Annotated in this window: 6 protein-coding genes; 5 read left to right on the top strand and 1 reads right to left on the bottom strand. The window is 63.5% G+C overall.

Annotated features, from left to right (window positions below):
- Nucleotides 1–238: 238 nt before the first annotated feature.
- Nucleotides 239–2,440, bottom strand: coding sequence for a glycoside hydrolase family 3 C-terminal domain-containing protein (locus tag ACPTTC_RS26860; protein WP_423394636.1), 2,202 nt, complete (start codon nucleotides 2,438–2,440; stop codon nucleotides 239–241).
- 576 nt (nucleotides 2,441–3,016) lie between these two features.
- On the opposite strand from ACPTTC_RS26860, the gene ACPTTC_RS26855 reads away from it, so the two are divergent.
- From ACPTTC_RS26855 to ACPTTC_RS26835, 5 genes are all read left to right on the top strand, one after another.
- On the top strand, nucleotides 3,017–5,407 hold the full coding sequence (locus ACPTTC_RS26855) for a hypothetical protein (protein WP_423394635.1): 2,391 nt from the start codon (nucleotides 3,017–3,019) through the stop codon (nucleotides 5,405–5,407).
- A gap of 457 nt (nucleotides 5,408–5,864) precedes the next feature.
- Nucleotides 5,865–7,049: a polysaccharide biosynthesis/export family protein gene (locus ACPTTC_RS26850; protein WP_423394634.1), complete on the top strand. Its 1,185-nt coding sequence runs from the start codon at nucleotides 5,865–5,867 to the stop codon at nucleotides 7,047–7,049.
- Between the two features lie 413 nt (nucleotides 7,050–7,462).
- Nucleotides 7,463–9,265, top strand: a complete 1,803-nt coding sequence (locus ACPTTC_RS26845; RefSeq protein WP_423394633.1) for a serine aminopeptidase domain-containing protein — start codon at nucleotides 7,463–7,465, stop codon at nucleotides 9,263–9,265.
- Nucleotides 9,266–9,689: 424 nt separating this feature from the next.
- Complete coding sequence (locus tag ACPTTC_RS26840) at nucleotides 9,690–10,880, top strand: glycosyltransferase family 4 protein (RefSeq protein WP_423394632.1); 1,191 nt, start codon at nucleotides 9,690–9,692, stop codon at nucleotides 10,878–10,880.
- Nucleotides 10,881–10,918: 38 nt separating this feature from the next.
- Nucleotides 10,919–12,172, top strand: coding sequence for an oligosaccharide flippase family protein (locus ACPTTC_RS26835; protein WP_423394631.1), 1,254 nt, complete (start codon nucleotides 10,919–10,921; stop codon nucleotides 12,170–12,172).
- Nucleotides 12,173–12,412: the final 240 nt, after the last annotated feature.

The raw sequence follows: 12,412 nt of genomic DNA, 5'->3' as shown, positions 1-12,412 counted from the left end.
CGCATCGAAGCAACTCGATGCCGTCAGGATCCGGCCCGGCGGATCCACCGGACACGCAATGGCGAAGCGCGCCGATGTGAATGGTGCGGCAGCGGCCGTTCACCTGTTGCGGCTTGATCGAGATCGCCGCGCTCGCGACGTTGCTGGCGCTGTTGCTCTGGTAAGGGCCGTCAGCGGATGGGTGAATACGGAAGAGCCGGGCACGACATGCGCGGCTCTTCCTTCGGGCTATCGCCGCTCAGTGCCCTTGCAACCGGATATCCCGCGACGACGCACCGACATACACCGTCCCGCCCGGCACCACGCGCCAGCCGTTACGCGACGTATCCCACACGCTCTGCATGCGCGGCGACACGGTAACGCGCACACGCCGTGTCTCGCCCGGATTCAGCCGGATCTTCTCCCAGCCGACCAACCGCTTCGGCGGTTCGTCCTTATACGGCACGCCGAGATAGACCTGCGGCGTCTCCGCGCCCGCAACGCGCCCGTCGTTGCGCACCGTGAACGCGACGCTCAGCGACCCGTCCCATTGCTTCGACACCGACAGCCCCGAATACGCGAAGTGCGTGTACGACAGCCCGTAGCCGAACTCGAACATCGGTTTGATGTTGTGCGCGTCATACCAGCGATAGCCCATGTTCAGCTTTTCCGCATAGACGGGATCGTTGTCGAACGCGCCGTTTTGCCCCCAGGTCGGCGAATCCTGATCGCGCGCGGGGAACGTGACGGGCAGCTTGCCGGACGGATTGACCGCGCCGAACAGCACGTTCGCGATCGCCTTGCCGCCGGCTTCGCCCGGATACCACGCCTCGACGATCGCGGATACCTGGTCCTTCCACGGCATCAGCACCGGGTTGCCGCTCTGGACGACGACGATCGTGTGCGGATTCGCACGCGCGACGGCTTCGACGAGCGCATCCTGGTTCGACGGGTTCGCGAGGCTCAGGCTCTGGAGATCGCCGAAATCTTCGCCAGCCGGCTGTGCGACCACCACGATCGCGACGTCCGAACGGCCCGCGAGTGCCGCGGCCTGGTCGATCTCCTGCTGCGTGTACGCGCGGAACGGCGACTGCTGATCGCTGTTGCCGGCATACGTGACCTGCGCGGCCGGCGCGAGCGCGCGGATCGCGGCGACGATCGGCACGTCGACCTTCAGCCACGGATTGCGCCACCAGCTGCATCCCGTCGATGAACCGAACGTGAGGCCGCCGCAGCCCGCGAACGATCCCGATACGGGGTCGCGCGTGTTGCCCGAGCCGCCGCCGGACAGCACGGCCGCATCGGCATGGCCGCCGATCACGGCGATATGCGACAGTGCCGACGCGGCAAGCGGCAACTGGTTGCCGTCGTTCTTCAGCAGCACGATCGACTGCTCGGAAGCGGCCTGCGCGAACCGGCTCGCGGCCGCGAAATCGATCGTGCCGCCGCCCTTGGCCGGATCGTCCATCACGCCGACGCGGATCATCACCGCGAGCTTGCGCCGCACCATGTCGTCGAGTCGTGCAGTCGACACCGAGCCGTTCGCAATGGCCTGCTTGACGGCCGCCGGCGTCAGGTACACGGTCGATCCGACGTCTTCTTCCTCGTCGAGCCCGGCGTTGATCGCGGCGGCGGTGCTGTGCGTCGCCCCCCAGTCGGACTGCACCTGGCCCTGGAAGCCCCATTCGTTCTTGAGCACGTCGTTCAGCAGGTGAGGGTTCTCGCATGCATACGTGCCGTTCAGGCGGTTGTAGCTGCACATCACGCTGCCGGGCCGCCCGCGCTTCGCGGCGATCTCGAACGGCAGCAGGTAGAGTTCGCGCAGCGTGCGCTCGTCGATCTGCGTGTTGCCGCCCATCCGGCCGTGCTCCTGCTCGTTGCCCGCGTAGTGCTTGATGGTCGCGATGACCTTCTGCCGCTGCGTGGCGAGCGTGCGTTCGGCGAGCAGGTCGCCGGCGAGCAGCGGATCCTCGCCGAGATACTCGAACAGGCGCCCGCCGCGCGGTTCGCGCGCGAGATTGGTGCCGCCGCCGAGACCCATGCCGAACCCTTGCGCGCGCAACTGGATGGCGACCTGCTTGCCGTAGTCGTACGACAGGCGGCGATCCCAGCTCGCGGCGACGGCGATCGTCGCGGGGAACGTCGTGCTGGCCTGCGAAGTGCTGCCGGAACCCGTCGCCGAGTCGACCATGTTCAGGTCGGGAATGCCGAGCCGCGGCACGCCCTGGATGTAGCCGGCGCCGCCGCCCGGCACCTTTGACATTTCGTATTGCGAATGAATGAATTGAAGTTTTTCGTCGAGTGTCATCTTGCGCACGAGCAGGTCGGCGCGCCGAACTGCCGCGGCAGACGCGAACGCATCGGTCGCGTCGCCCTGCGCGTTGAAATCGGCGTTGCTTGCGTAGGCATTGGTGCAGAGGGTCGCTGCCAGCACGACGGCCGGCCAGAGTTTGTCCCGCATGTTGCTCTCCATGATCGTATTGCCGGTTGTTCGAATGATGTCTGGAGCTGCGCACGTCCGGTGGATTCGCACCGGACGCATTCGGCTGGCGATGCTGGATGGTTGCGCGTCGCATGCCAGGCCAGGCGGGGAATCGTTACGGCCGGTTGGGCTCGACCGGTCAACGCGGACGGCGACGCACGGGCCGCCCGACGCTGCCGAATCGGATGTAGCGATTCTCTGCAGCGACTAATGGTATGAATGTAGTTTGACTACAGCATCGGTGTTTCTACCGATATGTCGGATCTTTCTTCGGCAGGGGCGTGCGGCGGGGCGGAAAAGCGGTCATCGTTTCCGATCGATGCTGTGCGATCGGGTAAGAAGTGCCTGCGTGCGAGCGGTTTTGCGGTCGATACGTCGAGGCGGGCGATCCGGTTCGTTGCGTACGCATCGAACCGGGCTTCAGTTATTTCGCGCACTGTTTGTCGGGAATGTCGCTTCTATTCTGGAATGGGCGCGTGCGAACGATCGTGCTCGCCCATCCCCTCAGGATTTCCCCATTCAAGCGTATCAGTCAACCACACGTCGAGGATCGATATGGCATTCCAGCTACAGGATCGGGTTCAGGAAACGACGACCACTATCGGCACGGGGGCGCTCTCTCTTGCGGGGGCAATGACCGGATTCCGTTCGTTTTCGTCCGTCTGTGCAAATGCAGATACCTTTTACTACGGGTTGCAGGCCGTGACCGGTGCCGGTGCCCCGAGTGGAAGCTGGGAGATCGGAATCGGCACGTACAACGTCAGCGGGAACACGCTGTCGCGTACCACCGTATTGGCGTCGAGCAACGGCGGGGCTGTCGTCAATCTCGCGGCGGGCACCACGCAGGTATGGATCGATCTGCCGGCGGCGCTGCCTGCCAATTTGCCGGTCAGCGCCAAATACTTCGGCGCAAAGGGAAACACGAGGATCGTCAATGACGGGGTAACGACGTCGGGGTCAACGGCGTTCACATCGGCGTCGGCGGCATTCACGGCTGCGGATGCGGGCAAGCGAATCGACGTTGCGACGACCAATGCCAGCGGCGTCGCGACGCTTGTGGTCTCCACCACGATTGCGGCATTCGTCAGCGCAACGCAAGTGACGCTCGCGAAAGCAGCCAGTGCCTCCGCGACGGCAGCGAATGTGGTCTACGGCAGCGACGACGGCCCGGCCCTGACAGCGTGGTTGAACTACCTGATGACCATCTGGCCGGTCAAAGGCGATCTTCCTGCCGGGGTCTACTATTCGGGCAGCGCGCTTCCCGCGATCACGAAGCCGATAGCATTGTTCGGGCATTCGGCGCGTACCTCGATCATCCAGTTTGGCGCCGGGGTCAGCGGTCAATGCCTGACGGTACTGAACGCGGGTTTCAATAGCGAAGCGACGGACCTGCCGCAAACAGGCAACGTGTCATGGACATCCAACACGGCCGTGCTGGCCGGTTGCGTGCTGCGTGACTTTACCCTTCAGGGAAATCGCGCGTGCGCATCGCTTCAACATGGATTGGTATTGCAAGGCAACGTGGACTGGCTCGACGTCGCGCACGTGAACTGCCTGTATTTCCGGGGGGGCGGCGTGCTGTGGATGGATACCGGAAGCGGAGCGACGCAAGCGCGCGCCAACGTACGCGAAGTCAATCTGGGTACGATGAAGATCAGGCATTGTGGCGACGTGTCGACGAACACGCCCAGCTTCGGCATCTATCTTGACGACAGTCCAGCCGCCACCGGATCCGATTCGTCGAACCTGTTCAACCTGAACAATATCGACATCATCTTCAGCTACGGCACGGCGCTCGCCGTGCAAGACCGGCGCACGTCGAACACCGGGTACGCAATGACCGGCATTCAAGCTCGCAACATCCTGCTGCACGACCGCATGACAACGATGGGCCTGAGCGGAGGGCGCATGTTCAGCGTAGTGGGACAGATCACCAATAGTGTCTTCGAAATCAATTTCCCGTTGAGTGCTCGCAACGATTACGCGGTTGAAATTTTACCGAATCCGAATTTCAATACCTATCCGTATGACAATGAATTTGTCTTTTCTTTTCCCAAGACAGTCAAGGGCGTGACTATCGGAAACGTCGGCTACAACGCGATCAAGTTCAGAAATTACTTCGGTTGTGCCGAGGCGGCATTCATCTCTACCACGGGCCCATATAATTTAAAAATTGATTGCGAGACCGACAGCGTATTTCAATCGATCACTTCTGCGATAACGCTGACGGGCGCGAGCGCAGTGGCGATTCCCGGCTGGAATTTCAACACAACGCCTAATCTGTCGATCTTCATGCCGGTGAATGCAGTCAATGGAACTGGCGACACCACGCTGGCAACGATTTTTGGCATAACCGGCACGATTGCGCGATCCGGAAGCGTGACGGCCGGGACCGATACCTACACATTCACGCCCTCTTCGTCAAATACGTCATACATTCCGGCTGGCGAATACTTTTCGAAGATTTGCGTTGACGGTTCGCAGGCTACCGGTGTTGCCGGGCGCTACAAATACATCCCTGAGGATCGGTACGGGCGCGCAGTCAGTGGCGCATGGGCAAGCGGGCGCCTGCTTCAGATGTGGCCGTGGCAATTTCATATTGAATATGCGACCGGACTGGTTCGCTACAGCTATGGCGCGCCGACGGCCGACAGCGCCGGCAATGCGATGGCGCTTTGGTCGAACGGCTTCGTCGGCACGAGCTCGACGCCGAGTGTGACCGGTATCAGCAAACTGACGGCGAACTATGCGTTGCCGACGACGCTGACGAACCTGACCGGCGGCATAGATGGTCAGTCGGTCAAGATCGTTGCGACCAACGGGAATTGCACGATCGCGAACAACGCGAACCTTCAGACGACGACCGGGGCCAATGTCGTCATGGCAACCGGTCAGGTTCTGACCTTCACGTTCGACGCGACACTGAACAAATGGTGTGGCGGCTGACAAGGTTGCCATAGCGGCTTTGTGACACGACCCTCCACCGCAACGCGCACCGATCGGTGCGCTTTTTTTTGGTTCATCGCGGATTACCGGCGACCGCGCTCGCGGCAGCCTGGCGCCGGTTTCAGGCAGTGTGGTCAGCGAGGCCGCGGCGTGTTCTTCGGGGCCCGATCGGATGTTTGTATGAAGATAGGTTTTCGGTGGGGTTGCTCACATACACGCGTCGCCAGACAGTGTCCAATCACGTGTCAGCGCGTGAGCAACCCGGCCGGAGCACGACCGGCAGGTTGCGCCGGCGACAGGATGCAGACAAGCCCAGCAGGGTGCTGCTCATGATGAGCTGTATGGAATGATGCGCTGTGACAAGGGGCGCGCGGCAATGCAGCGCGAGCCGTGCCGGCAAGCGTAATGCGGTAATCCGTCATGTCGGGCGGGTTCCCGCACAGTTTGGAACGACGCGATGTCAACGACTACACAAACTATATCGAGGCTCGGTTCACTGCGACTGTTTGCGGTGGGGGTGACCGTGTGTACGCTGAGCGCATGTGCATTTGCGCCCGGCATGACCTACCGCGCGCCGGCCGAACGCGACGCGAATGCGCGTGTGAGCGTCGCCGCATCGGGCGCGGGCGGCCTCGACGGCGTGCAGAACGTGTCGAGCGAGGACCTGATCGAGATCACGCCGGCGTTCGTCGAGCAGCAGCGCGCCACGCGTTCTACCAGCGTCGACGCCGAAGTCCGGCACCTGTTCGGCACGCCGACGGCGTACGTCATCGGTCCCGGTGACGTGCTGAACATCGTCGTATGGGATCACCCGGAACTGAACCTGCCCACGGCCCAGGCGACCAATGGCGACAATATCGGCACCAATTCGGTCGCGGCGGGCTACACGGTCGACGCGAGCGGTAACGTGCAATTCGCGTACGCGGGCCTCGTACACGTGGCGGGGATGACCGAGGCGCAGGCGCGCACGGCGCTGACCCGGCGACTCGGCGAATACGTGCGCAAGCCGCAAATTGCGCTGCGCATCCAGGCGTATCGCAGCAAGCGCGTCTATCTCGACGGTGAAGTGCGCACCCCCGGGTTGCAGATCGTCAACGACATGCCGATGACGCTGCCCGAGGCGATCGATCGCGCAGGCGGCTTCACCACTGCGGCCGATCGCTCGCAAGTCACGGTAACGCGCGGCGACAAGACGGTGAACGTGAGCCTGCCGGCGATGGTTGCGGCAGGCGTGAATCCGTCGAACATCCTGCTGCGCGACGGGGATCTGGTGCGCGTGCGCGCGACGAGCGACGCGAAGGTGTTCGTGCTGGGCGAGGTGACACGCCCGGCGACGCTGACATTGACCGACGGGCGGATGAGCCTCGGCGAAGCGCTCGGCGATACGGGCGGCGTGAGCCAGTACACGTCGGACGCGCGACAGATCTACGTGGTGCGCCGCGGGCCCGGCAACCGGCCGCAGGTCTACCACCTGGACGGGAGCGCGCCGGCATCGTACGCGCTTGCCGATCAGTTCGCGCTCGAGCGTCGCGACGTCGTATTCGTCGACGCGTCATCGCTGGTGCGCTGGAGTCGTGTCGTGAATCTGCTGATTCCGTCTGCGGCGCAGGGTGCGCTGACGGCCCGCGCCGTTACGCCATGAACGATGTTCCGAATGCCGTGGTCGCGATTTTTCTCGCGCCGGCTGCGACGACGCCTTGCCAATGCGTCGTTTCGGCCCGCCTCGTGCGGCGTTGCAGCGACAGGTATTGAAATTGTAATGTGACGTACGGAAAACGTCAGGATTGAATGATTAACTACCCGTGGATGATCGAGCGGGGCCGTCCGCCTGGCGCATCGAGGTCATCCGGCGTGACGGAATCCGAATTGAGCACATTCTCGGAAGCATTCTCGACGACGAAGCGTCTGCGGATCGGGGTGGTCCTCGGCGAACGCTTGCGCATCATGCGCGCGTCCCTTCGTTCACGCGAGTAGCGATCGACCGCTTGCCTCATGGCCTGCGGCAAGCACGCATTGAAATCCGGCCCGTCAGACACTTACAACAAGGACCAAACCATGACACCCATCCAGTTCGATGGATGCGTCGGCTGGCTTCACGAGGGAAATCGACCCCATGGCATCGTCATTTGCGAGCCGCTTGGCCACGAGGCGCTTTGGCTTCATAAATTCGTGCGCTCACTTGCCGAGCATCTCGCCGATCGTGGCTTCCCGGTGCTGCGTTTTCACTATCCGGCGAGCGGCGATTCACTCGGCGACGAACAGGACCCGGAGCGCTTCGAGTGCATGCTGGCGAGCATCCGGCAGGCCGTTCGGACGCTGCACGAACGCGTTGCGCCGGACAGCCTGACGCTCGTCGGCGTGCGTGCCGGCGCAACGTTGGCGCTCCTCGCGGCCGACCGCATGCCGGGGCTCACACGCTTCGTCGCAGTCGCGCCCGTCGTGCGTGGCCGCAGCTACGTGCGAGAGCTTTCCCTCGTCGCACAACGCTGGCTCGATAACGTGCCGCCGACCGTACGGGATGCGGTTCGCCACGAACGGCCGTTCAATGTACTCGGCCATGCGTATCCCGACGATCTCGTCGGCGCGCTCCGGCGTATCGACCTGTGCGACGCCGTCGCGAACATGCGCACGTTGCCGGCGCGTGCGTTGCTCGTTGATGCGCCGTATGGCGACAGCGCGGCGTTGTCGGACGCGTTGCAGGCGCGCGGTGTCGCGGCGAGCGTTCATACGTGCCAGGACTGGGCGGTCGCGATGCGCGAGCCGCTCTGGTCGCGGCTGCCCGATGCGTTGCCCGATACGATCGCGAACTGGGTCGACGACGGTTCGGAAACGGTCGTTCGCGTCGCCGAGCAACGTCCAGTGTGCGGGGTCGTACTGGCGGGCAATGGCAGCGTCGAACATTTGATTCGTGTGGGCCCGCAACAACTGGTCGGCGTGTTGTGCGAACCGGCGGGCGAGAGAATACGGGCCGGTGCACCGACGCTGCTGATTACCAATACGGCCGCCAATCCGCGCATTGCCGACGGACGACTCTCCGTTCGGCTGGCCCGGTCGCTCGCGGCGCTTGGCATCTGCAGCTTGCGTATCGATTCGAGCGGCATTGGCGATAGCAGCCAGCGTGCGCGTGACGACCAGACGGACATTCCGTACTCGGACCAGGCGATTGGCGACATGGTTGCCGCCGCGCGTTGGCTGAAAGATGCCGGCCACCACAAGATCGTTGCGTTCGGGATCTGCTCAGGGGCGTACGCGTCGCTTCACGCGGCCGCGCAGGGGCCACTGGCCGGTGTGATCGCGGTCAATCTTCCGGTTTTCATCTGGCCGCGCGGGCAGACGCTCGCGAACGTCGTCTATAACCAGACCAATTCGATGCGCGGCTATGCTGCCTCGTTGCGCAACCTCGACAAGTGGCGCCGCCTGCTGACCGAGGGGCGCGACCCGCGTCCGGTATTCCGCGCGCTTTTCCGTTTCGTCACCGATGTCATGACCGTACCGGTCAGGCGCCTCATGGAGCGTGTCGGCCGGGGGCCGGGAAAGGACACGCCACGCGGCTTGCTGCATGACATGTCTGCGCGTGGCATTCAGACTCATCTGATCTACGGTACGTTCGACCCCGGCATCGATGTCATGGTCCGGAATTTCGGCTCGGCGTCCTCCGGTGCGTTCGCGCATCTTCCGAATGTATCGGTCGACACGCAGGATGCACTCGACCACTCGTTGCATGGCGCAGCCGCTGCACAATTCGTGATCGATCGATGTGCTGCGTTGCTGGTCGACTGGCATGCGCCGGCTGTGCCCGTCGCCACCGCCGTCGCGCAAACGGACGCGGAAGCGAAGACGAAACGCGCGATTCCGTAGCATTTCGGCAAGCGTCGCACCGACGCAAGCGCGGCGGGGCGGCAATTCGGGGGCGGCTGAACGGCTGGCAGCCGGCCGGTGCACGGGACGGAACGCGCCCTGGTGCATGGGGACGCCTGTTTGAATCCGCCCGTAAGTGACCGTGCGAACAGATCCCCGGTGTCCGAAACATTATCGTGGCGGTGTCCATTTCTCGTGTCGCCCCGCCTGCGACGGCGTGGGCGCCACGAGGTCGTTCAGGAATACCGATGCAACGAAATCACCACGATTGCCGAAACACGAGCAACCGCCGCGCGCCGCGGGCCGGGCATGCAGGATGGCATGGCGCACGCTCGTTGAACGGGGGGGCAGAGCCGCCTCCTGCGTACGAAGACCGTGACGACGCGTCGCTCTCACCGTACAACGTACATTGAGGCCGGTCGTGATGCGTGTGTTGGTCATCAACGACTTCGTTCGCAGGGGCGGGGCCGAGGAGGTATATCGGGTATCGGTCGACGTGCTGCGCGCACGCGACGACGTCGTGGTCGAAACCTTCGACGAGCACACGTTGCCCGATGTCGAAGATAGCCGGCGCGCGCGCACGTGGTCGCCGGCCGCTGCGCGTGCCCTCGTCACGCTGCTCGAGCGATTTCGTCCGCAACGGATCCTCGTGCACAACTATCACAATCTGCTGTCGAGCGCGATCCTGCCCGTGCTGGCCCGCTACAAGCGGCGCTCGGGATGTGGCTTGTACATGACCGCGCACGACTACCATCTGTTGTTCTACAACCCGAGTCTGATGGTCTATTCCCGGGGAAGGGCGCGGCCGTTGGCGCTCGACGAGCTGCGTCACGCCAGGCGTTTCGCCTTCACCGCCAGCCCGCACGGTTTTCTTCACGATGTCGCGAAGAAGTTGCATTGGCATGCGGTCAATGCGCTTTTCGACCCGATCGGCCTGTTCGACGAGATACTCTGTCCGAGTCCGTTCATGCGCGACCTGATCGCGCGATCCGGCCGAACGCCCGCCACGCTGGTACCGAACCCGATCGACGCCACACTGGTGCCCCGCGCGCCGAAGCCCGCGAAAGGCGATCGTCTCGATCTCGCGTTCGTCGGTCGCGTGGAACCGGACAAGGGCCTCGTGCCGTTTGTTGCGCGGATGGCTGAGCCGGCCGGCGATGCGATTGCATCGCTCACCGTCTACGGTGACGGATCGGAGCGGAGCAACCTGGAAAGCCAGTACGCGGCACTCGTCGAATCGGGGCGGCTGCGTTTCGCAGGACGCCTCGATCACGACACGCTGTTCGCCGCACTACCCATGCACGATGCCCTCGTGTTGCCGTCGATCTGGGTGGAGAACGCGCCCCTCGTCATCGTCGAAGCCGCGATGCTCGGCCTCCCGGCGCTCGTGCACGACATCGGAAGCCTTTCGACCTTCGGTGACGAGATCGGCAACAAGATTCGCTACCGGAATGCGCCTGAAGAATTCGCACGCGCACTGGTCGAACTGCGTGCACACCTCGACCGCACGAACCGTCGCTACGACTGGTCGCGTTACTCGATCGACTGCTATGCGTCGTCGCTGTATGCCGTGCTCGGCATCGGCAGGGACGGTCCGCGCACGTGGGCTCATTGACGGTCGGTGCAAGGTTCACATTCAGCCCGGAAAGCACGATGACCGCCGTTCGAAAAAACTTTGCGTTGTTGTTTTCGCTGCAAATATCGACATATGTCGTGCCACTCGTCACGTTGCCACTGCTGACGCGTGTGCTCGGCCCGCAACAGTACGGCACGTTGTCGTTCGTGCTGGCGGTGGCAACATACTTCATCAATCTGGCGAATTACAGTTTCGACCTGACGGCAACGCCGCGTGTCGCGCTCGCGAAGGACAGGGTCGAGCGATCCCGCATTTTCTGGACGACGGTTTGCGCCCAGTGGCTGATCACCGTCGCCGGCTTCGCCGTGATCATGGCGCTGACGATGCTGATCCCGCATTTCGCGGCGGAACGCACGGCGCTGCTCGTCGGATTCGGGATGGCGATCGGTGCCGCGCTTACACCAGGCTGGTACTTCCAGGGAATCCAGCGGCTGAGCGTGTTCAGCGTCACGGTGGTTGTGTACCGTGCGCTCAGTGTCGCCGCGTTCTTCCTGTGGGTTCGCACGCCGGACGATCTCCTGCCCGCGGTCGCGATCAACGCGGCGGTGCCGTTGCTGTGCGGAATCACGTTGCTTGCGTATCTCTTCGTTCAGCGCGAGATCGAGCGCGTACGCGTGCGGTTTGTCGATATCGTCGCAGCGCTGCAAGGCGGCTTTCAGGTGTTCCTCGCGTCGACGTCGATCTCGTTCTACGCGTCGACCAATACCGTGCTGCTGAGTATCGTCTCGGGTAACGTCGCCGCCGGCTATTTCGCCGCAGGCGACAAGCTGATCCGGGCCGCGGTCGGCCTGTTGCAGCCGCTACGGGCATCGACCTATCCGCACGTCACCTATCTGATGCATCACGCGCGCGACGAAGCGTTTGCGTTCCTGCGCAAGCTGATCGTCGTGCAGGGCGCGCTCGTGCTGGCCATGTCGGCAGCCATCTACGCATGCGCGCCGATCGCCGTCAGGATTCTGTATGGCAGTTCGTTTGCGCCGACGGTCGGCGTGCTGCATTGCCTGGCCCTGGTGCCGTTCATGGCATGCCTGACGGATCTGTTCGGTGTTCAAACGATGCTGCCGCTCGGCATGAAGCGCGCCTTCAGCGTCATCCTGATCTCGTCCGGCTTGTTGAACATGACCTTGCTGCCGCCGCTTGCGATGCTGTTTGCCGAGCGGGGCGCCGCGATCGCGGTATTGATCGCCGAAACAGCGGTTGCCGTCGCGCTTGCTTATGTTCTCCGTCGCGAACGGGTCGGGCTGGTCAACGTGCCGGTGCGTTCGGGGTGACGCGATTCGCGCTGCACGCACGACGCGGGGGAAGGCGGCGGCGCGGTCCCGCCACGCCGCGGGCACTGAAAGTGTGGGTTGTCGAACGTTTCTTCCGAGTGTGCCCACCTATACTGGCCGGACATGAACGCAGGCCGGCGACGCTTCGCCGCGCCTGGTCGGCGCACGTCGCACGGGGCGGTTTGCGCGAACCCTGTCGCGCGTCACGCCTTCGCGTCGCTCCGCTCGAAAACATGTGTC

Origin of the sequence: Burkholderia mycopellens, assembly GCF_964265025.1 — a bacterium.
Classification (GTDB): domain Bacteria; phylum Pseudomonadota; class Gammaproteobacteria; order Burkholderiales; family Burkholderiaceae; genus Burkholderia.
This window is presented reverse-complemented; position numbering and strand designations above follow the sequence as displayed.